The sequence below is a fragment of the Azospirillum sp. OGB3 genome, from assembly GCF_014192915.1.
Classification (GTDB): Bacteria; Pseudomonadota; Alphaproteobacteria; order Azospirillales; family Azospirillaceae; genus Azospirillum.
Window position 1 is genome coordinate 581,379 of sequence record NZ_JACHYN010000003.1, and the last position, 19,610, is coordinate 600,988.

The window sequence follows — 19,610 nt, forward strand, 5'->3', positions numbered from 1 at the left end:
CTCAGAACACCGAATAGTCGATGGGCTGGTGGCGGTCGAGCGTCCGGTGGACCGGCGGCAGCGGGTATTTCAGCCCGGTCGCGCAGTTGAACAGCACGGCGCGCTCGTCGCGGCCCACCCGGCCGTCGGCCAACGCCTGCTTGTAGGCGGCGTAGGTGGCGGCGCCCTCCGGGCACAGCAGGAATCCCTCCTCCCGCGCTGCCTCGTCCAGCGCCGCCTGGATGGCCTCGTCGGGCACGGCGACGGCGAAGCCGCCGCTCTCCCGCACCGCGCGCAGGATCAGGAAGTCGCCGACCGCCTGCGGCACGCGGATGCCGGACGCGATGGTGTGGGCGTCCGGCCAGCGCGGCGCGTGTTCCTCCCCCGCCTCGTAGGCGCGGACCATCGGGGCGCAGCCGGCGGCCTGCACCGCCACCATGCGCGGGCGCTTGGAGCCGATGAAGCCGATGGCCTCCAACTCCGCAAAAGCCTTCCACATGCCGATCAGGCCGGTGCCGCCGCCGGTCGGGTAGAAGATGACGTCCGGCACCTCCCAGCCGAGTTGCTCGGCCAGCTCCAGACCCATGGTCTTCTTGCCCTCGATCCGGTAGGGCTCCTTCAGGGTGGAGACGTCGAACCAGCCGGCCTTGGCCTTGCCCTCCCCGACGATCTTGCCGCAGTCGTCGATCAGCCCGTTGACGCGGTAGACGGTGGCGCCCTGGAGTTCGATCTCGGAGACGTTGACCTCCGGCGTGTCCTCCGGACAGAAGATCGTCGTTTTGATGCCCGCCCGCGTCGCGTAGGCGGCCAGCGCCGCGCCGGCGTTGCCGTTGGTCGGCATGGCCATGTGCTTGATGCCGAAGGCCTTCGCCATGGACACCGCCATGACCAGCCCGCGCGCCTTGAAGGAGCCGGTGGGCAGACGACCCTCGTCCTTCACCAGCAACTCGGCGGCCCCCAGCTTGGCGGCGAGCTTGGGCAGCGCGACCAGTGGGGTCACCGCCTCGCCCAGGCTGACGATGTCCTGCACCCGGCGCACCGGCAGCAGCTCGCGGTAGCGCCACAAATCCTGCGGGCGTTCGGCCAGCGCGTCCTTGGTCAGCGCGCCGGGCACCCCCTCCAGGTCGTAGCGGACCAGCAGCGGCTTGCCCGCCCTGGACAGGTTGTGGACGGTGTCGGCCTCGTACCGCTCGCCGGTGTAGGCGCATTCCAGATGCGTGACGAAGGTCGGGCGCTCGGTGGTCAGGTTGCTGTCGAAAGGCACGGATGGAGTTCCTTGCTCGAGAATCCCCTCTCCCGCCCCGGGAGAGGGTGCCCGCGAAGCGGGCGGGTGAGGGTCGCGTGAGGATCGAACCACCGATCCTCGCCGACACCCTCACCCTCCCGCCGCAGAGCGGCGGGCCCCTCCCTCTCCCGGGGCGGGAGAGGGGTTTTGGTTGCTAGCGGACCATTCCCCACTTGCGGACGGTGTGGGTCTCGATCCAGCGGAAGACGACGTTCTCGACGACGAGGCCGATCAGGATGACGGTGACGAGGCCGGCGAACACCTTGTCGATGTACAGCTCGTTGCGGTTCTGGAAGATGAACCAGCCCAGCCCGCCCTTGCCCGACGAGACGCCGAACACCAGCTCCGCCGCGATCAGCGTGCGCCAGGCGAAGGCCCAGCCGACCTTCAGCCCGGTCAGGATGGCCGGAAAGGCCGCCGGGATCAGCAGGGTGACGACGTAGCGGATGCCGCTCAGCCCGTAATTCCGCCCGGCCATACGCAGCGTTTCCGACACCGAGGTGAAGCCGGCGTGGGTGTTCAGCGCCAGAGGCCACAGCACGGCGTGGACCAACACGAAGGTCAGGCTGACCGCTCCCAGCCCGAACCACAGCATGGCGATGGGCAGCAGCGCGATGGCCGGCAGCGGGTTGAACATCGAGGTCAGCGTGGACAGCACGTCGTTGCCGATGCGCGTGGACACCGCGAAGCTGGTCAGCAGCACGGCCAGCACCACGGCGATGGCGTAGCCCTTCAGCAGCACCGACAGCGACACCCAGGCCATCGACAGCAGGTTCTCCCGCCAGATCGCCTCCCACAGCGCCGCGACGGTGGCGGCGAAGGTGGGGAACATCAACGGGTTGTTCTGCCACGTCGCGGCGATCTGCCAGAGCAACGCCACCGCGGCCAGAACGGCGAAGCGGCGGAGCGCGGTGATGTTGCCGATCCGCTCCCACGGGGACAATGGGCGGGCCACGTCGCCGATCGGGCCGGTGGTGGCGACCGTCCGTTCATACTCCGGGCGGACGGGCGGCGCGCGGCGGCCTCGCGGAGCAAGCGACAGGCCGGTCATGACGGCAGCCCCTTCACCGTTTCCACCTCGTCGGCGAACAGCATGGTGTGGATGCGCTGGGCGGTGTCCTGGAAGGCCGGGCTGCCGACCGCGAAGTGATCGTAGCCGTCGCAGTTCAGCTCAGCCTTCACCTGCCCGGGATGCGGCGACAGCACGAGGATGCGCGAGCCGACGACCAGCGCCTCCTCGATGGAGTGGGTGACGAACAGGACGGTGAAGCGCAGATCGTCCCAGAGCTGGAGCAGCTCCTCCTGCATCTTGCGGCGGGTCAGCGCGTCCAGCGCCGCGAAGGGCTCGTCCATCAGCAGGATGTCCGGCTCCATCGCCATGGCGCGGGCGATGGCGACGCGCTGCTTCATCCCACCCGACAGCATGTGCGGATGCACGTCGGCGAACTTGGACAGGTTCACCCGCGCGATGCAGTCCAGCGCCTTCTCCTCGGCCTCCCGGCGCGACGCCTTGCCGCTGGCGAGCAGCGGGAACATGACGTTCTGCTTGACCGTCTTCCAGGGCGGAAGCTGGTCGAACTCCTGGAACACCATCATGCGGTCCGGCCCCGGCCCGGTCACCGCCCGCCCGTTCAGGCGGATGGCGCCCTCAACCGGCGCCAGGAAGCCGCCCACCGCCTTCAGCAGCGAGGACTTGCCGCAACCGGACGGCCCCAGCAGGACGTAGCGCTCCGCCTGGAACACCTGGAAATCGACGCGGTAGGTCGCGGTCACCAGATGGCGGCGCGTCTTGTACTGGAGCGTCACGCCGGACACGTCCAGCAGGGGACGCTCCGAGAGGTTGGCGGTGTCCACGGTGTCGGGATAGGTGAAGGCGTTCATCGGCTCAGCTCCCGGTTTCGCCGTGCAGGTCTTCGAAGAACAGGTCCTTCCAGGAGGCCGGCTTGTTCTTCATGGCGCCGACCTTGTGCATGAAGTCGGCGAAAGCCCCGACGCGGGCGGGGGCGACGGTGAACTGGTTGTCCGGGTCGTCGAGGATGCTGATGACGAAGGCCTTGTCGAGGTCGCCCCGGTTCTGCGCCAGATAGATGTCCGCCGCTGCCGAATGGTCGGCGTTGATGACGTCCATCGCCTCCCTCAGCGCGCCGAGGAAAGCCTGATAGGTCTTGGGATTTTTGGTGCGGAAGGCTTCCTTCGCCCAGATCAGGTTGAAGGTGTGCGGCCCGCCCAGCACGTCGTAGGAGCTGAAGACCTTGTGGATCTTCGGATCGCGCAGCTGCTGGTACTGGAACGGCGGGCCGGAGATGTGGCCGGTGATCTCCGACGAGCCGGACAGCAGGGCGGCGGTGGCGTCGGGATGCGGCAGCGAGACGGTCAGCTTGTCGAGCGCGTCGAACTTCCCCTCCCCGAACTCCTTCTCCACGGCCATCTGGAGCACGCGGGCCTGGACGCCGACCTTCACCGCCGGCAGGGCGATCTTGTCCTTGTCGGTGAAGTTCTTGAGCGTCTTGACGGTCGGGTTGGTGGTGGTCAGGAACAGCGGCATGCTGTTCAGGGCGGCGATGGCCTTGACGTTGGCGTTGCCCTTGGTGCGGTCCCAGATGGTCAGCAGCGGACCGACGCCCGCCGACCCCAGATCGATGCTGTCCGACAGCAGCGCGTCGTTCATCGCCGCCCCACCGGAGAGCTGCACCCACTCCACGCTGATGTCGAGACCCAGCGCTTTGCCGTGCTTCTCGATCAGCTTCTGGTGGCGCAGCACATGCAGCGGCAGATAGCCCAGCCCGTACTGTTCGGCGATCCGTATCCGGCCTTCCGCCGCCGCCGGACCGGCCAGCGCTGCGGCGGCAAGCCCCAGCCCGACCAGAGCGCAGAGCGCGTGGCGGATGACACGTCCAGGCTTGACCATACGAACCTCCGTTTAATTTCACCTAATCTCTAGTAGGAAAATGACATCATGATTCTACGAATGATTCAACAGAGAAAATCACTCTATAATACATTGTCAATTTGTATTATTTAGGCATGAAATGCCGGTGCCGACATGGGGTAGTTCCCCATGCCGGCACCGGCAAGACGATCAGGCGGCGATGCTCGGTTTGCGGCCAAGCACCCGGGTCACGCTGGGACGGCCGTCGACGCCGACCACCACATCGCCGGCCACCGTCGTCCGGCGGACGACACGGGGGCGGCTGCCATAGTCGTCCACAGCACGGTGGATGGTCGCCCGGTTGTCCCAGATCGCCACGTCGCCCGGCGACCAATGCCAGCGCACCGTGTTTTCCGGACGGGTGGCGTGGTCGGTGACGATTCCGATCAGGCGGTTGGAGTCGGAGGTGCCGAATCCGATCAGCCGTTGCAGGAAATGCCCGACCAGCAGCGTGCGCTCCCCGGTCACCGGATGCACGGAGACCAGCGGGTGCTCCGTCTCGTAGACGGTGGAGGTGAAGACCTCGTTGAAGCGCTTCAGCCCGTCCTCGCGCACCTTCACCCGGTCGCCTGCGTAGTCGTACTGATTGGAATGGATCGCCCGCAATTTATCAGCCAACTCACGCAACGGCTCCGGCAACTCGGCGTAGGCCGCCGCCGTGTTGCCCCACAGCGTGTCGCCGCCACGATCCGGCAGCACATGGGGCCGCAGGATGGAGACGCTGGGGTAGGCGTCGAGGAAGGTGATGTCGGCGTGCCAGGAACTGGCGCGTTCCCCGCGGGAACCGTCCACGTCCAGGATGCCTTCGGTCCCGCCGAGCGACGGGACGGTCGGATGACCGACCAAGGTGCCCCACAACCGCCCGAACGCCTCCTGCCGGGCATCGTCGATGTGGTGCTGGTCGCGGACGAAGACCACCTTGTGCTCGTAGACGGCGTCCTGGATCGCCTTCAGCACCGCCGGATGCAGGTCGCCGGACAGGGTCACTCCGCGCACCTCGGCGCCGATGTTGCCATTGATGGGCTTGATGTCGAACGCGTTGGAAAGGCTCATCGAACAGACTCCTTTGAAAGAAGGAAGGAACGGACAAGCGGAAAGGCGGGCGGAGGGCGGTCGGCGTCAGGCGGCGCCGAACCAGGCGAGCAGCGCTAGGGCGCTGAAGCCGAGCAGCACGCAGGCCACCGACAGGGTTTGGAGACGCCGCAGGTCGAGCGCCGGATCGGGGTCGTCAGGTCCGGACATCGACAGCCACAGCGCCATGGCTTCCGGGAAGGGCAGGCAGATCAGCTCCGCGGGCGGGTCATGGTCGCCGATCATGGATCACCCTCCCGTTTCGCCGTGCAGAATGGGAAAGGTGTAGTCCTTCCATGAGGCCGGCTTGGCCTTGATCGAGCCGACGCGGTGCATGAAATCGGCGATCACGCCGGTGTTGTGCGGGACCTGGGAATAGCTGATGTCCGGGTTGTTCAGCAGCGCCACGACCTCGTCCTGGGTCAGCTTGCTGCGTTCCTCCGCCAGATAGATGCGGGCGGCCTCGGCCTTGTCCCGCTTGATCAGCGCAAAACCATCGCCCAGCGCCTTCACCACGGCGGCGGTGAGTTTCGGGTTGCCGTTGTAGAACGCCTGCGTGGTGTAGGCCAGCACCAGCGTCGCTTCGCCGATCACGTCCCGCGAGTTCAGGATGCGGTGGACGTTCGGGTGGGCAAGTTGCTGCGACCCGTAGGTCGGGGTGGTGACGTGGCCGGTGATTTCCGTTTTGCCGGAGACCAGAGCCGCGGTGGCATCCGGCGGGCTCAGCGTCGTGGTCAGCGGCTCGAAGTCATACTGGTGCCCCGGCCCGAACTCCTTCTCGGCGGCGATCTGGAGGATGACCGAGTTGATCGAGACCTTCACCGCAGGCACCGCGATGCGGTCCTTGTCGGTCAGGTCGCGGATGCTGCGGACGTTCGGATTGTTGCTGTTGAGCCAGTAGGCCGAGGAGTCCAATCCAGAGATGGCCTTCACTCCGATGCCGCCGCGCGTCTTGTCCCAGACGGTCAGCAGCGGCGCGATGCCGGCGGAGACGATGTGGGCGTTGCCGCTCAACAACGCGTCGTTGGCGGCAACGCCGCCGTTCAAAACCAGCCAGTTGACCTTGACCGGCCCGATCCCCTGCGCCTCGGCGTGTTTCTCGATCAGCCCCTGATTCTTGGCGATCATCAGCGGCAGGTAGCCCAGCCCATACTGGATGGCGATGGTCAGATCCGCTACCTCGGCTCGCGCTCCGCCGGGGGACGCCAGCGCCACCCCTGCGGCGAGGGACAGGCCGAGAAAGGCCCGCCGTGCCGTCGATCCGTACCGTGTCACATCCGCTGTCATCGAAGTCTCCCGGGATGGCGCCGTCGGCGTGATTTGTCGCCCAATCACACCAATCCTGTGGAGCGCTGTCAAACAAAATCTACTTCTCAAGTAGATTTCTACATCGATATTTTGCAGAAATAAATTGTTTATTATTGCCGGCATCCGTTGAGGCTATGACGTGGCGAAGGCTCTCGGCGCACGAAAAAAGGGCCGCCAGGAGCGTTGCTGCTCCTGACGGCCCTTTGCATTCTTCCACCACCGATTTGGCGCGATGGCCAGAACCCCGGCGCCTACCGACGGAAATGCCCCCGGATCACTCCCACTCGATCGTGCCGGGCGGCTTCGACGTGATGTCGTAGACGACGCGGTTGACGCCGCGCACCTCGTTGACGATGCGGTTCGACACGCGGGCCAGGAAATCGTGCGGGAACGGGTACCAGTCGGCGGTCATGCCGTCGGTGGAGGTCACCGCGCGCAGGGCCAGCACATGGTCGTAGGTCCGCCCGTCGCCCATCACGCCCACGGTGCGCACCGGCAGCAGCACCGCGAAGGCCTGCCAGATCGCGTCGTAGAGGCCGGCGTTGCGGATCTCCTCCAGATAGACCGTGTCGGCCTTGCGCAGGATGTCCAGCTTCTCCGGGGTGATCTCGCCGGGAACGCGGATGGCGAGGCCGGGGCCGGGGAACGGGTGGCGGCCGATGAAGGCGGCCGGCAGGCCGAGTTCGCGGCCGAGCGCGCGGACCTCGTCCTTGAACAGCTCGCGCAGCGGTTCCACCAGCTTCAGCTTCATGCGCTCGGGCAGACCGCCGACGTTGTGGTGCGACTTGATGGTAACCGACGGACCGCCGGTGAAGGACACGCTCTCGATGACGTCGGGGTACAGCGTGCCCTGGGCCAGGAACTGCGCGCCGCCGACCTTGGCGCTCTCCTCGTCGAAGACCTCGATGAACAGGCCGCCGATGATCTTGCGCTTCTGCTCCGGGTCGGTGACGCCGGCCAGCTTGCCCAGGAACAGCGCGGACGCGTTCCGGTGGACCAGCGGGATGTTGTAGTGGTCGCGGAACAGCGTCACCACCTCCTCCGCCTCGCCGGCGCGCATCAGGCCGGTGTCGACGAAGATGCAGGTGAGCTGGTCGCCGATGGCCTCGTGGATCAGCACGGCGGCCACCGAGGAATCGACGCCGCCCGACAGGCCGCAGATCACCTTGCCGGTGCCGACCTGGGCGCGGATCTTCTCGATGGCCTGCTGCTTGAAGGCGGCCATCGTCCAGTCGCCCTTCAAGCCCGCAACGCGGTGCACGAAGTTCGACAGAAGCTGCGCGCCGTGCGGGGTGTGCACGACCTCCGGGTGGAACTGCACGCCGTAGAACTGGCGGGCGTCGTCGGCGATGGCGGCGAAGGGAGCGCCGTCGCTGACCGCCACGGCCTGGAAGCCGTCCGGCAGGGCGGTGACGCGGTCGCCGTGGCTCATCCACACCTGCTCGCGCGAGCCGACCGCCCACAGGCCGTCGAACAGCGCGCAGGTCTGCTTCACCTCGATGAAGGCGCGCCCGAACTCGCGGTGGTCGGAGCCCGACACGGTGCCGCCGAGCTGGTGGCACATCGTCTGCTGGCCGTAGCAGATGCCCAGGACCGGAACGCCCAGCGTGAAGACCACCTCCGGCGCGCGCGGGCCGTTCTCTTCGGTGACGGAGGCCGGGCTGCCCGACAGGATGATCGCCTTCGGCGCGTAGTCGCGAATCCGCTCCTCGCTCATGCTGAACGGATGGATTTCGCAATAGACGCCGGCTTCGCGGACGCGGCGGGCGATGAGCTGGGTCACCTGCGACCCGAAATCGAGGATGAGAACGCGCTCGGCGGACATGGACGACAACCTGATGCGGGGGGACAAGCCCCTGACTACCGCATTTCGGGGCCCGTGGACAAGCGTGCAAGCGGCGCGAGATCGCGCCAGCCATAGGCGATCTCCACCAGTTCCTTCCCGGCGAAGCGGATCGGCCGCTCCGCCACCCGCACACTGCCCAGCCGCTCGTAGAACCAGCGCGCCGGATTCTCGCGCAGGCACCAGACCACGGCGGTGCGCTTGCCGCCCTCCTGGAGCCGTTCGGCCATCGTCGCCATCAGGCGGCGGCCCAGCCCCTGCCCCTGCGCCTCGTCCAGCAGATAGAGGGCGTAGAATTCCCCCTCGTACCCCTCCACGGGAATGCGGCGCCCGCCGTAGGTGGCGAATCCCACCACCGAGTCCGTGCCGTCCACCACGACCAGGGCGCCCTGCCCCGGCCCGTGCGCCTGGACGGCGTTGTGCCAGCGCATCGCCGCGGCGGCTTCCGACAGGTTGACGAGATAGGAGTCGGGGACGAGCCCCGGATAAGTGGACTGCCACGTGGCGACATGGACCTTGGCAATGCCCACCGCGTCCGACGGGCGCGCGTCGCGAATCACCAGCGCTTCATCCATGGGACATCTCCGGACCCGTTGCCCACCCCAATGGAAACTGGGAGCGGGGCCGGAGGATGTCCAGTCAGCCAAAAGGGCCGGCGGCGCCGCAGCGGGCGGATTGTCGCGCCGCCGGCCGTCGGGTCACTGGGCCGGAAGGGCCGGAACGCCCGCCTGCCACTGGTCCCAGTGGGACACGATGTGATCGGTCATGCGCGAGCCGACCACCGCCACGTTCTCCACCGTCTCGGCGAAGCCGCCGGCGGTCTCGCCCGGCTTCGGGTCGAGGTGCTCCAGCGTGGTCTCCTTGGGGTTGCCCTGGTCGAAGTTGACGGCGCCGCGCAGGCTCATCACCCGGTCGGAGCCCAGCGTCCGCTTGATGACCAGCGTGATCGCCGCGGCCTCCATCTCGGTGATGACGTAGTCGTCGGCACCGTAGAGCTTCGCGATGTACTGCGCCTGCTCGGACATGCCGGGGCCGTGGAAGAAGGTGTCGCCGGTCATGTGCGTGCCGGTGCCGACGAAGGGCGCGCGCCGGGCGGCGTCCTGCGGGTAGCGCTGGCGGTAGGCGCGGGCGCTGTCGGAATCCTTCAGCGGCGTGTCGCCGGTCAGCTTCATCGCCCAGGAGACCAGCGTCGGGTTCAGCTGGAACAGGCGGACGGACTCATAGCCCTTGCGCGGCATGAAGGTCGGCTCGCCCGGCTTGCCCTCTTCCGGCGCCCAACGGTGGCCGAGATCGTAGTCCACCAGCCAGGTCGCCCAGTTGACCTCGGCGATGGTGCCGCGCGACGGCGGCGTGCCGGCCACGCCGGAAATGATGAAATAGGCCTGCGACAGGTCGAGCTGAGGGTTCAGCAGGATCGCCTGCATGGACGCGGAGGAGCTGACCTTGCCCATGCCCAGGACCGCGCCGCAGACGCCGTCGGCGTTGCAGTAGACGGGGTTCAGCGCGCCCTTGACGGCGATCGGCTCGGCGGACTGCCAGTAGCGCTCGTACCAGTTCTGGAACTCGCCGGCGCGGTCGCCGGTGTTCTTGCCGATCTCGAACATGGCGCCGACGAACACCTTGACCTTGACCGGCTCAGCCGCTTCGGCGGAGGTGCCCAGCCCCAGGACAAAAAGGGCGGACAGGGCGGCGCTCCGCCAGCGGGACGTGTTCCACATCATTGCGCTCCAACATGCGGGGAAAGGTCGCACCCTAACCGCAAACCTTGCGGTATGACCCGCACGAAATCAGCAGGCCGGTCCGTGTGTCCCCGCATGAGTGGCGGCGCTCGTCCTTTCTTGGGCTGGCGCGCATTCGCCGCTTTTTCCGCCCGCCGTCAATCTCTCTTACCATGTTGGTTTCGCCAAATTCTTAGCGGGGCGCCAACCGTCACCTTCCGACGCGAGCCTGACCGCCAACCAGTCAATCTATACCACAGTATTCACACAGTTCATTAGCGTACAAATACTTAGGATTCGAACTTTAATATTCTATTATCAATCTTCGCTCAAACTTCTAAGCCAGCAGGCCAAAAATATTTATTTCTTACCACGATGGCATCGACCATCGATCAATGGAGTTTTCCAATGGCTCCGACAAGCGTCACATCACCCGCCGATGTTCCCGCATATTTCCGAACTGTATCGGCATCGCGCTCAACGAACACATCGACACCTTCCGTCGCCACGACGACCGTCCGAAATGGCGGAGCCAGCGACAGCGTGGATCTCAGCGCTCTGGCAACGGCCCTAAAAGGCAATGCCCTTACGATGTTCAACGAGACGCTGGGCGACGAGGACCGTCGGAAACTGGACGACGCCGTGCACGCCGGCACTCTGACCGGCGATGATGTGGCGAAGGGCTTGACGACACGTCTGAAACGCATCGGCTTCGCGCAGTCCGGTGTCGATGTCGCCACCGTCGATCTCGATTCGGAGGCCGCCAACCGCGCTCTCGGCGGAGCGGTGCTCCTTCAGCGCGGCCAGCGCCGGTCCGACACGCCGATGCAGCCGGACAATTCTCCGATCCGCGTCGACAAACCTTCGGCATCGCCCTCCCCGGCGACCAGCAGGGATGCTCAGGCCAACGCCTACTTCCTCGCCATTGAGGATGGCGGTGACGATGCGTCAAAGAAGATCGCCGACCTCGGCATCAACCTAAGTCCGTTTGCCGCCTTCGGCGACGCGGTCCGTCGTCTGATTGGCAAGGGGGCCTTCGACTACCGGTAGGCTCACCTCTTCCGCTGCCAATCTCACAAATCCATCGCGCAAAAATTAAATAGCATCCTTCATTAACTTGCATCACAGAACAGTCCACAATCATATTGTCAATAATTGCATAGCATAAAGGAGATGCAATGATCATTAATTTGGAATTATATTTTCCGTTCTTCCATGTGGAGGCCCGAGAATGATGGGTAATGACGGTCAGGAGGCGGATCAATGACCAGCAGCTCTATCAGTTCCTCTCTTCACTTGTCCGCCGCCGGATACTGGAAGCCTGTACAGTCCGGAACCGGCTCCTCCGGGCATCAATCCTCAAGCGTCGGAAGCGGCGAAAAGACGGATGCCGTGTCCGTGAGCAAGCTTGGGCAAGCCTTGAAGGGCGCCGCCGCCGATGTGTTCAAGCAACTCGACTCAAAGGCGCGCGGCATGCTGGAGGGACTCGTCAACTCCGGCAAGATCAGCGCCTAAGACGCCGTGACCGGGCTGAAATCGATGGCGACCAAGGCGACCTTCAACCGCTACGTCTCCGAACGCCCCCGTGACGAGGAGGACAAGGAGCGGCTGGCCGACTCGGAGGCTGCCTGGCAGAAACTGCAGGCCTACGGCAGCCGGATGTCGGGTGCGCTGTCCGAGGTCGGGCGCAAGACCCAGGAGATTCAGGAAGCCCAGCAGCGCGGCGACATCTCGATGGACGAGATGAACGAACGCCTGAAGCCGGTTCAGGACGCGCTCAAGAGCGGAATCGCGGCGACCCGTGGCGCCTATGGAAAGCCAACCGACCAGACGGCCATTCTCAGCGACGCCAGCGGATTCACGAAAAACATGCAGGGCTTCAAATCCGCGCTGGCCTCCATGGGGGAGGACGCCGGCTTCGCGGAACTGTACGCGCCGGACGGCGAGGCCGCCGAGCAGAAGCTTCAGGAACTTGGCTTCGACCGGACCGTCTTCGGCAACGCGTTCCAGACGTTCGCGGAAACCGTGGACATTCCCGGCGTCGGGCCCAAATCCGCTGTCCCGAAGGCCGACGCCGCCGCTCCGACCCCGGCGCCCGCCGCGGAAAGCAAAATTGCCACGGAGACGCCAGCCGTCGCGAGCAAGCCTGACGCCGAAACCCCACCGCCGCCGGATACTGTCGGCAAGCCGGCGTCGAGCGACCCTGGCAACGCGCAGGCGGCGCTGTCCATGCTCCAATCGGCCCTTGCGTCGGGCGCGTCGAAAGGCGGAACCGGTGTCCTGGGTGCGGTTGCCGGAAACGCCAGCGAAGGCCAGAACACGGTCGCCAGCGGCCTGCTGGAAGCCCTGAAGGCCGGGGCGGGAAAGCCGCAAACCGGAAACGTGCAGACCGGCGACACACCGCCGGCCTGACGCATCCCACCGGGAAAGCTTCTCCCCGCCGATGTTACCCTTCTGAAGGCGCCGGATCAGCCTCGGCCATCTGGTCCACCTCCGCCTCGGCGTCCTCCTCCGCCTTGCGCACCATCACGGCGGCGAAGAAGCCGTCGGTGTCGTGGCGGGCCGGGGTCAGGCGCAGATACGGCCCCTCGGCGGGCGGGGTGCCCGCGCCCTCCTCCGCCCAGACCTCGGCGACCGGCAGCACGGTGAAGTCAGGATGGGTCTCCAGGAAGGCGGCGACCTGATTCTCGTTCTCTTCCGGCAGCAGGGAGCAGGTGGCGTAGACCAGCCGTCCGCCGGGCCTCACCAGCCGGGCCGCGCTGTCCAGGATGTTCGCCTGGAGCGGCACCAGTTCCGCCAAGCCGGGGCCGAGCTGGCGCCAGCGGCTGTCGGGGTTGCGGCGCCACGTGCCGGTGCCGCTGCACGGCGCGTCCACCAGCACGCGGTCGAACTTGCGCTTGTGCCGCTTCACCCAGGGGTCGCGCTCGCTGGACAGCGGGTGCGCCTCGATGTTGTGCAGACCGGCGCGGCGGAACCGCTCGGCGGCGCGCTTCAGGCGCCCGGCCAGCACGTCGCAGGCGACGACGCGGCCCTTGTTCTTCATCAGCGCGGCAATGGCCAGCGTCTTGCCGCCGGCCCCGGCGCAGAAATCGACCACCTGCTGCCCCGGCTTCGGCGCCACCGCGATCGCCACGAGCTGCGAGCCCTCGTCCTGGATTTCGACCAGACCGTCCTTGAAGGCGTCCACGGCGCCCAGCGGCGGGCGGCCCTGGACGCGCAGGCCCAGCGGCGACCACTGCGTCGGCGTCGCCGTGATCTGGGCGCGGGCCAGCGCCTTGATCGCGCTCTCGCGGTTGGCCTTCACCGGGTTGATGCGCAGGTCGAGCGGTGCCGAGTCCAGCAGCGTCCGCATCTCCACGGCAAAGCGGTCGCCCATGGCGGCGCGCATCGGCTCCTCCGCCCAGGGCGGGCATTCCACCGCCACGCTCTCCGGCATCTGCGGATGCTCCAGCGTGTGGGTGTCCAGCTCGTTGGCGAGCTTCGCCTCCTCCGGGGCCAGCGGGGCCGGGGCGAACTTGGTGGCGCCGAACAGAGCCTTCACCGTCGCGGCGGACTTGCCGTCGGCCAGGATCTCGTTGGCGAGCGCGCGGGCGCGCGGGGTCGGCGGATGGCCCTGACGCTCCAGCCACCAGCACAGCCGGGCGTGCCGCCGCAGGATCGCGTAGGCCGTCTGCGCCACCGCGGTGCGGTCTTTCGACCCGATGTAGCGGCGGGCGCGGAAATAGGCGCTCATCACCGCGTCGGCGGGGCGCGGGGTTTCGTCGATCTCGGTCAGCAGGTCGATGACCGCCTGAAGGCGGGCGGCGGGGGTCATGGGATGGTCCTCGGATAGATTCCCTGCTCGATAACCCGAGCGGGGGGCGGTTGTCATCCCCCGCGCACGCGCGGCAGCCTTTCGAGTCGCCGTCCCAGGCGCCAGCCCTGTGACAAGACGGCCCGATCGAAACCATCCGCGCGAAGAGCGGTTGACCGCAATCCCATGAATGAGGCAAAAAAGGGGTAGTTGTTCTTGCCCTGGCTCTCTTGCGGGCGGCAAGTCCAACGTTCCCTCTTCTTCGGCGTCTTCTTGAAATCTGGTGCGGGGTCCGCGATGACGGCTGCGGTCGGCAGTGTCATGGCGCGTGCGTTGGCGCGCGTCTCCACCCTTCTTGCGTTTGGCCTGCTGGTGGGCGGCCTGCTGGCGGGCTGTGCGGGCGACGCGGCGACCGGGTCGGGACCGGGCGGCGGCGTCACCGCGGCGTCCTGGCGGCCGGGGATGGAGAAGGTATCCGCGGATTTCCGCGGCCTGCCGGGCTGGATCGACGACGACCACGCGCAGGCCCTGCCCGCCTTGCAGCGCACCTGCCGCTGGGTGGCGTCGCAGCCGGCCGGCAAGCCGCTCGGCCCCAACCCCGCCGCCGGCACCACGTCCGACTGGCGCCCGATCTGCGAGGCGCTGCGCGGCCTGCCCGACGCCCAGCCGGAAACCGCCCGCCGCTTCTTCGAGGATCACTTCACCCCCGTCGCCCTGTCCGAGGGGCAGGAGGGGCTGTTCACCGGCTACTATGAGGTCGAGCTGCGCGGAAGCTGGACCCGGACCGAGCGCTACAACGTCCCCCTCTACAAGGCGCCGAAGCGGACCAAGCGCGGCCTGCCCAGCCGCGCCCGCATCACCGACGGCGCGCTGAAGGGCAAGGGGCTGGAGATCCTGTGGGTGGACGATCCCATCGACGCCTTCTTCCTGGAAATCCAGGGGTCGGGCCGGGTGCGGATGACCGACGGGTCGGTGGTGGCTCTGGGCTATGGCGGGCAGAACGGCCACCGCTACGTCCCCATCGGACGGCACCTGATCGACATCGGCTACGCCACGCCGGAGCAGGTCACCATGCCGCTGATCCGCCGCTGGCTGACCGAGCATCCCGGCGAGGCCAAGCGGGTGATGAACCTGAACCCGTCCTACGTCTTCTTCCAGCTCCGCCCCGACGTCGGCGCGCGCGGCGCGCGCAACATGGAGCTGACGGCGGGCCGCAGCCTCGCCGTGGACCCCGGCTACGTCCCGCTGGGCGTGCCGCTGTGGCTGGACGTGCGCGAGGCCCCCGTGCCGCAGGGCGAGATCAAGCGCCTCGTCGTCGCCCAGGACACCGGCGGCGCCATCAAGGGTGCGGTGCGCGGCGACCTGTTCTGGGGCCATGGGGCGGAAGCCGCGGAGGGCGCCGGCGTGATGAAGGCCAAGGGCCGCTACACGATGCTGGCGCCGCGCACCACCTCCTTCACGCTGGCGCAACGCCGCTGAGGGTCTGGTTGCCGATGCTGGTTCGCCTGTCCGCCCTGCCCGACCACGGGGCCGCCCTGGCCGCGTTGGAGGACATCTTCTTCCTGTCCACGCTGCGCAAGGACTTCGCCTCGGCGGAGGAGCGCACGGCCTTCCTCCGCACCTGGACGGGCTGGTACGTGGAGCGGGCGCCGGACGACGTGTGGTTCGCCTTGGCCGAGGACGGCACCATCATCGGCTATCTGACCGGCTGCAAGGACAGCGCCGGGGCGCTGGACCTCGCCCGCATCATCCCGAAATACGAGGTCTTCGCCGACCACTTCGCCTCCTTTCCCGCCCATCTCCACGTCAACGTCTGGCCCGGCTTCCGCGATCGCGGGGTCGGGCGGGCGCTGGTGGACCGCTTCGCGGAGGACTGCCGCGCCGACGGCCTGCCCGGCCTGCATCTGGTGACGGGGGTCTTCGCGCGCAACGTCAGCTTCTACCAGCGCGCCGGCTTCACCGCGGCGACCCAGCGGGGTGCGCTGCTGTTCCTTGGCCGGCGGCTGGATTGAGCGCGATTCGGAAGGCGCCCTTTAAAAGGCGGGCGGACAGCCTTCGGCCTTGAGCACCCGCTGCGTGGACGCCGGGTTGTTGACCAGCTTTCCCGCCGGGCGGACGGGCCGCCGCACCAGCTCGCCCCCGCAGTTCGGACAATGCTCCTTCAGCACCCCATCCCGGCAGTCGCCGCAGAAAGTGCATTCGAAGGAGCAGATGTAGGCATCGCGGGAGTCCGGGGGCAAATCCCGGTCGCAGCATTCGCAGTTGGGCCGCAGCGCAAGCATGATGGGGATCGCCTTTCCGTGGTTCCAGAAGAATAGCAGCGTAGCCGCGGCGGGAAAACAGGCGGTGGCCGCACGGCTTCCGAAAGCCCCCTCTCCCCAGAGGGGTGAGGGCTATGAAGGCGGATCGGCCTTCCCAACCCGGCGCACCGCGCCGTAAGGTCCACGATCACGACGACCGCCCGCCCTGGAAAGCCTGTCCCGCATGACCCGCCTGCCGCGCCTGATCGAAAGCCCGCAGAATCCCCAGTTCAAGCTGTGGGAGTCGCTTCTGGAAAGCCGCGGCCTGAAGAAACAGGGCAGGTTCCTGCTCGCCGGGCTGAAGACGGTGCCGGAGGCGTTGGCCCGCTGGCCGGAGCGCTTTTCCACCCTGCTCGTCACCGATCCGGCGCAGGCCGAGGGCTGGGGCCTGCCCGCTGGGCTTGAGATCGTCCAGCTCGCCCCCGCCCTGTTCCGCACGCTGGATGCTCCCGGCACCGGCTTCCCCCTGCTCGTCGGCACGGTGCCGGACACGCCGCTCATCGACCTTTCCCAACCGCCGCAAGGGCTGGAACTGGTCTGCGCGCTCGGCGACCCCAACAACCTCGGCGCCCTGCTGCGCAGCGCCGCCGCCTTCGGCGCCCGGCGGGTGATCCTGCTCGATGGAGCGGCGCATCCCTACCACCCCAAATGTCTGCGCGCCGCGTCGAACGCCCAGTTCGAACTGACCCTGCTGCGCGGCGGCCGGTGGGAGGACGTGAACCGGGCCGCCGGGCCGCTGGTCGCCCTGGACGCCGGGGGGGCTGACATGGCCGCCTACCGCTGGCCGCGCGACGTCCGTCTCGTCCTGGGCGAGGAAGGCCAGGGCGTGCCCGCTACCCTGCCTGTCCAGCGCCTGTCGATCCCGACCACCGGCGCCGTGGAATCCCTCAACGCCACCGTCGCGGCGAGCGTGGCGCTGTTCAGCCACTTCGCCGCCAACCGCTGACAGGGAAACGCTGAAACGCGGACATGAAAAAGGCGAGGGGAACGCCCCCTCGCCTTCTCGAACCTCACTCCAAGGGACGGCCGGTCAGCCCTGGCGGTAGTTCGGGGACTCGTTGGTGATGGTGATGTCGTGGACGTGGCTCTCGCGCAGGCCCGCGTTGGTGATGCGGACGAACTCGCACTTCGTCTGCATCTCGGCGATGGACTGGCTGCCGGTGTAGCCCATGGCGGCGCGCAGGCCGCCGACGAGCTGGTGGATCACCGCCGACACCGGGCCCTTGTAGGGGACGCGGCCTTCGACGCCTTCCGGAACCAGCTTCATGGTGGAGACTTCCTGCTGGAAGTAGCGGTCGGCCGAGCCGCGGGCCATGGCACCCACCGAGCCCATGCCGCGGTAGCTCTTGTAGGAACGGCCCTGGTAGAGGATGACCTCGCCGGGGCTCTCGTCGGTGCCGGCGAACAGGCTGCCCAGCATCGCCACGCTGGCCCCCGCCGCGATGGCCTTAGCAAGATCGCCCGAGAACTTGATGCCGCCGTCGGCGATCACCGGGATGCCCATCGTCTCGCAGGCCTCGACCACGTCCATGATGGCGGTGAGCTGCGGCACGCCGACGCCAGCGACGATGCGGGTGGTGCAGATGGAGCCCGGGCCGATGCCGACCTTCACGGCGTCCGCGCCGGCATCGACCAGCGCCTTCGCCGCCTCGGCGGTCGCCACGTTGCCGGCGATCACCTGGGTGTAGTTGGACATGTTGCGCGCCGCGCGCACCTGATCCAGCACCTTCAGTGAATGGCCGTGCGCGGTGTCGACCACCAGAACGTCGACACCGGCGTCGAACAGCGCCTCGGCACGGCGCAGCCCGTCCGAACCGGTGCCGGTGGCGGCGGCGACGCGCAGGCGGCCATGGGCGTCCTTGCAGGCGTTCGGGTAGGCCTGGGCCTTCTCGATGTCCTTGACCGTGACGAGGCCGATGCAGCGGTGCGCCTCGTCCACCACCAGCAGCTTCTCGATGCGGTGCTGGTGCAGCAGGCGCTTGGCCTCGTCCTGGCTGACGCCCTCGCGCACCGACACCACGTCCTTGGTCATCAGTTCGCTGACCGGCTGGTTCGGGTTGGTGGCGAAGCGGACGTCGCGGTTGGTCAGGATGCCGACCAGCTTGCCGCTGCCGCGGGAGTCGCGGCTTTCCACCACCGGGATGCCGGAAATGCGGTAGTCGGCCATGAGCTGGAGCGCGTCGGCCAGCGTCTGGCCCGGGGTGATGGTGATCGGGTTGACCACCATGCCGGACTCGTACCGCTTGACCTTGCGGACCTCCTCGGCCTGCTGCTCGATGGTCAGGTTGCGGTGAACCACGCCGATGCCGCCGGCCTGGGCCATGGCGATGGCGAGGCTGCTTTCGGTCACGGTGTCCATCGCCGAGGACATCAGGGGGATGCCCAGTTCGATGGTCTTGGTCAGGCGCGTCCGGGTGTCCACCTCGTTCGGCAGGACCGAACTTTCGGCCGGAACCAAGAGGACATCGTCGAAGGTCAGAGCTTCGCGAATCGTGGACGAGCGGGCCATCGGCGGTCTCCCGGGAGGTAAAAAGGGGCCGGAAAAAAATTTGGCGCACTATACACAAGACCGTGGGCTTGTGAAGGCGCCTGAACCACAAACTGTCGTATGCCGGGCCTCATCCGCGCAAGCCAGCCATGACCTGCGCGAACGGGCCGCAGCCGGCGGTGGACCTAGTCGTTCATGTTGGCCCCACGGAAACCGGTGGCGACCACATAGGTTTCGGAGGATTCGGCACGGCTGGCCGGCGGCTTGGCGTGGCGCACCGTGGCGAAGTCGCGCTTCAGCCGCTCCAGCAGGGACTTCTCCGCCCCGCCCTGGAACAGCTTGGCGACGAACGCCCCGCCGGGGGCCAGCACCTCCTCCGCGAAGTCGTAGGCGGCCTCGGCCAGCGCCATGATGCGCAGGTGGTCGGTGGACTGGTGCCCGATGGTCGGAGCCGCCATGTCGCTGAGCACCACGTCAGCGGGGCCGCCGAGCGCCTCCTTCAGCCGCTCGGCCGCGCCCTCCTCCAGGAAGTCGGCCTGCATGGTGGTGGCGCCGGGCACCGGGTCCATGGGCAGGATGTCCAACCCGACGACCTTCCAGCCCTCGCGCCCGGTCTGCACCTTGTCCACCGCGACCTGCGTCCAGCCGCCGGGAGCGGCGCCGAGGTCGACCACGCGCTTGCCCGGCCCCAGCAAATGGAACTTCTCGTCCAGTTGCAGCAGCTTGAAAGCAGCGCGGGAGCGGAAGCCGCGCTTCGTCGCCTCGTGCACATAGGGGTCGTTCAGATGCCGCTCCAGCCAACGGGCCGAGGAGGTGGTGCGCTTGGCCGCGGACTTCACGCGGACGGTGGCGCGGCGCCCACCCGGCGTCGAGGAGGACGGAGGCTTTCCAACCAT

Annotated in this window: 20 protein-coding genes; 6 read left to right on the forward strand and 14 right to left on the reverse strand. The window is 67.5% G+C overall.

Going from position 1 to position 19,610, the window contains the following annotated elements:
* Window position 1: 1 nt before the first annotated feature.
* From FHW79_RS10165 to FHW79_RS10210, 10 genes are all read right to left on the reverse strand, one after another.
* Window positions 2-1,243 (reverse strand): threonine synthase, encoded by a 1,242-nt coding sequence (locus FHW79_RS10165; RefSeq protein WP_183178788.1) that lies wholly within the window; start codon window positions 1,241-1,243, stop codon window positions 2-4.
* A 175-nt stretch (window positions 1,244-1,418) separates the two neighbouring features.
* Window positions 1,419-2,315, reverse strand: coding sequence for an ABC transporter permease (locus tag FHW79_RS10170; protein ID WP_183178789.1), 897 nt, complete (start codon window positions 2,313-2,315; stop codon window positions 1,419-1,421).
* Entirely contained in the window at window positions 2,312-3,145 is an 834-nt protein-coding gene (locus tag FHW79_RS10175; RefSeq protein WP_183178790.1) for an ABC transporter ATP-binding protein, read from the reverse strand. The genes FHW79_RS10170 and FHW79_RS10175 overlap by 4 nt, the downstream gene beginning before the upstream one ends.
* A 4-nt stretch (window positions 3,146-3,149) precedes the next feature.
* Complete coding sequence (locus FHW79_RS10180; protein ID WP_183178791.1) at window positions 3,150-4,172, reverse strand: ABC transporter substrate-binding protein; 1,023 nt, start codon at window positions 4,170-4,172, stop codon at window positions 3,150-3,152.
* Window positions 4,173-4,343: 171 nt separating this feature from the next.
* Complete coding sequence (locus FHW79_RS10185; protein ID WP_183178792.1) at window positions 4,344-5,246, reverse strand: TauD/TfdA family dioxygenase; 903 nt, start codon at window positions 5,244-5,246, stop codon at window positions 4,344-4,346.
* Window positions 5,247-5,312: 66 nt separating this feature from the next.
* Window positions 5,313-5,510: a hypothetical protein gene (locus FHW79_RS10190; protein WP_183178793.1), complete on the reverse strand. Its 198-nt coding sequence runs from the start codon at window positions 5,508-5,510 to the stop codon at window positions 5,313-5,315.
* Between the two features lie 3 nt (window positions 5,511-5,513).
* Window positions 5,514-6,551 (reverse strand): ABC transporter substrate-binding protein, encoded by a 1,038-nt coding sequence (locus tag FHW79_RS10195; RefSeq protein ID WP_211108176.1) that lies wholly within the window; start codon window positions 6,549-6,551, stop codon window positions 5,514-5,516.
* A gap of 295 nt (window positions 6,552-6,846) precedes the next feature.
* Window positions 6,847-8,397, reverse strand: coding sequence for a glutamine-hydrolyzing GMP synthase (gene guaA, locus FHW79_RS10200; RefSeq protein WP_183178794.1), 1,551 nt, complete (start codon window positions 8,395-8,397; stop codon window positions 6,847-6,849).
* Window positions 8,398-8,432: 35 nt separating this feature from the next.
* Window positions 8,433-8,990, reverse strand: coding sequence for an N-acetyltransferase (locus FHW79_RS10205; RefSeq protein WP_183178795.1), 558 nt, complete (start codon window positions 8,988-8,990; stop codon window positions 8,433-8,435).
* Between the two features lie 123 nt (window positions 8,991-9,113).
* Window positions 9,114-10,133 carry a purine nucleoside permease gene (locus FHW79_RS10210; RefSeq protein ID WP_183178796.1) on the reverse strand — a complete coding sequence of 340 codons (1,020 nt, stop codon included), beginning with the start codon at window positions 10,131-10,133 and terminating at the stop codon, window positions 9,114-9,116.
* A gap of 543 nt (window positions 10,134-10,676) precedes the next feature.
* On the opposite strand from FHW79_RS10210, the gene FHW79_RS10215 reads away from it, so the two are divergent.
* The 3 genes from FHW79_RS10215 to FHW79_RS10225 all read left to right on the forward strand — a co-directional run bounded on the left by FHW79_RS10215 (window position 10,677) and on the right by FHW79_RS10225 (window position 12,545).
* Complete coding sequence (locus FHW79_RS10215) at window positions 10,677-11,183, forward strand: hypothetical protein (protein WP_348984104.1); 507 nt, start codon at window positions 10,677-10,679, stop codon at window positions 11,181-11,183.
* Window positions 11,184-11,396: 213 nt separating this feature from the next.
* Window positions 11,397-11,648, forward strand: a complete 252-nt coding sequence (locus FHW79_RS10220) for a hypothetical protein (protein ID WP_183178797.1) — start codon at window positions 11,397-11,399, stop codon at window positions 11,646-11,648.
* Between the two features lie 24 nt (window positions 11,649-11,672).
* Entirely contained in the window at window positions 11,673-12,545 is an 873-nt protein-coding gene (locus FHW79_RS10225; RefSeq protein WP_183178798.1) for a hypothetical protein, read from the forward strand.
* Between the two features lie 34 nt (window positions 12,546-12,579).
* Here FHW79_RS10225 and FHW79_RS10230 read toward each other — a convergent pair whose 3' ends face one another.
* Complete coding sequence (locus FHW79_RS10230) at window positions 12,580-13,947, reverse strand: RsmB/NOP family class I SAM-dependent RNA methyltransferase (RefSeq protein ID WP_183178799.1); 1,368 nt, start codon at window positions 13,945-13,947, stop codon at window positions 12,580-12,582.
* A 276-nt stretch (window positions 13,948-14,223) separates the two neighbouring features.
* On the opposite strand from FHW79_RS10230, the gene FHW79_RS10235 reads away from it, so the two are divergent.
* Together FHW79_RS10235 and FHW79_RS10240 are read left to right on the forward strand one after the other, a co-directional pair.
* Window positions 14,224-15,405, forward strand: coding sequence for a murein transglycosylase A (locus tag FHW79_RS10235; protein ID WP_183178800.1), 1,182 nt, complete (start codon window positions 14,224-14,226; stop codon window positions 15,403-15,405).
* 14 nt (window positions 15,406-15,419) lie between these two features.
* Entirely contained in the window at window positions 15,420-15,938 is a 519-nt protein-coding gene (locus tag FHW79_RS10240; RefSeq protein WP_183178850.1) for a GNAT family N-acetyltransferase, read from the forward strand.
* 21 nt (window positions 15,939-15,959) lie between these two features.
* Here the strand turns inward: FHW79_RS10240 and FHW79_RS10245 are convergent, their stop codons facing one another.
* Window positions 15,960-16,208: a DUF1272 domain-containing protein gene (locus FHW79_RS10245; RefSeq protein WP_211108177.1), complete on the reverse strand. Its 249-nt coding sequence runs from the start codon at window positions 16,206-16,208 to the stop codon at window positions 15,960-15,962.
* A 202-nt stretch (window positions 16,209-16,410) separates the two neighbouring features.
* Here FHW79_RS10245 and FHW79_RS10250 point away from each other — a divergent pair, with 202 nt between their 5' ends.
* On the forward strand, window positions 16,411-17,172 hold the full coding sequence (locus FHW79_RS10250) for an RNA methyltransferase (protein WP_183178801.1): 762 nt from the start codon (window positions 16,411-16,413) through the stop codon (window positions 17,170-17,172).
* Window positions 17,173-17,256: 84 nt separating this feature from the next.
* On the opposite strand, the gene guaB is transcribed toward FHW79_RS10250, so the two are convergent.
* Window positions 17,257-18,735 carry an IMP dehydrogenase gene (gene guaB, locus FHW79_RS10255; RefSeq protein ID WP_183178802.1) on the reverse strand — a complete coding sequence of 493 codons (1,479 nt, stop codon included), beginning with the start codon at window positions 18,733-18,735 and terminating at the stop codon, window positions 17,257-17,259.
* A gap of 164 nt (window positions 18,736-18,899) precedes the next feature.
* Window positions 18,900-19,610, reverse strand: coding sequence for an RlmE family RNA methyltransferase (locus FHW79_RS10260; RefSeq protein ID WP_094306430.1), 711 nt, complete (start codon window positions 19,608-19,610; stop codon window positions 18,900-18,902).

Coding starts and splice junctions, on each gene's coding strand:
- guaA (WP_183178794.1), bottom strand. CDS start 8,397: ATGTCCGCCGAGCGCGTTCTCATCCTCGATTTCGGGTCGCAGGTGACC.
- FHW79_RS10190 (WP_183178793.1), bottom strand. CDS start 5,510: ATGATCGGCGACCATGACCCGCCCGCGGAGCTGATCTGCCTGCCCTTC.
- FHW79_RS10235 (WP_183178800.1), top strand. CDS start 14,224: ATGACGGCTGCGGTCGGCAGTGTCATGGCGCGTGCGTTGGCGCGCGTC.
- FHW79_RS10245 (WP_211108177.1), bottom strand. CDS start 16,208: ATGCTTGCGCTGCGGCCCAACTGCGAATGCTGCGACCGGGATTTGCCC.
- FHW79_RS10210 (WP_183178796.1), bottom strand. CDS start 10,133: ATGTGGAACACGTCCCGCTGGCGGAGCGCCGCCCTGTCCGCCCTTTTT.
- FHW79_RS10250 (WP_183178801.1), top strand. CDS start 16,411: ATGACCCGCCTGCCGCGCCTGATCGAAAGCCCGCAGAATCCCCAGTTC.
- FHW79_RS10220 (WP_183178797.1), top strand. CDS start 11,397: ATGACCAGCAGCTCTATCAGTTCCTCTCTTCACTTGTCCGCCGCCGGA.
- guaB (WP_183178802.1), bottom strand. CDS start 18,735: ATGGCCCGCTCGTCCACGATTCGCGAAGCTCTGACCTTCGACGATGTC.
- FHW79_RS10175 (WP_183178790.1), bottom strand. CDS start 3,145: ATGAACGCCTTCACCTATCCCGACACCGTGGACACCGCCAACCTCTCG.
- FHW79_RS10185 (WP_183178792.1), bottom strand. CDS start 5,246: ATGAGCCTTTCCAACGCGTTCGACATCAAGCCCATCAATGGCAACATC.
- FHW79_RS10225 (WP_183178798.1), top strand. CDS start 11,673: ATGGCGACCAAGGCGACCTTCAACCGCTACGTCTCCGAACGCCCCCGT.
- FHW79_RS10180 (WP_183178791.1), bottom strand. CDS start 4,172: ATGGTCAAGCCTGGACGTGTCATCCGCCACGCGCTCTGCGCTCTGGTC.
- FHW79_RS10170 (WP_183178789.1), bottom strand. CDS start 2,315: ATGACCGGCCTGTCGCTTGCTCCGCGAGGCCGCCGCGCGCCGCCCGTC.
- FHW79_RS10260 (WP_094306430.1), bottom strand. CDS start 19,610: ATGGTTGGAAAGCCTCCGTCCTCCTCGACGCCGGGTGGGCGCCGCGCC.
- FHW79_RS10195 (WP_211108176.1), bottom strand. CDS start 6,551: ATGACAGCGGATGTGACACGGTACGGATCGACGGCACGGCGGGCCTTT.
- FHW79_RS10230 (WP_183178799.1), bottom strand. CDS start 13,947: ATGACCCCCGCCGCCCGCCTTCAGGCGGTCATCGACCTGCTGACCGAG.
- FHW79_RS10205 (WP_183178795.1), bottom strand. CDS start 8,990: ATGGATGAAGCGCTGGTGATTCGCGACGCGCGCCCGTCGGACGCGGTG.
- FHW79_RS10240 (WP_183178850.1), top strand. CDS start 15,420: ATGCTGGTTCGCCTGTCCGCCCTGCCCGACCACGGGGCCGCCCTGGCC.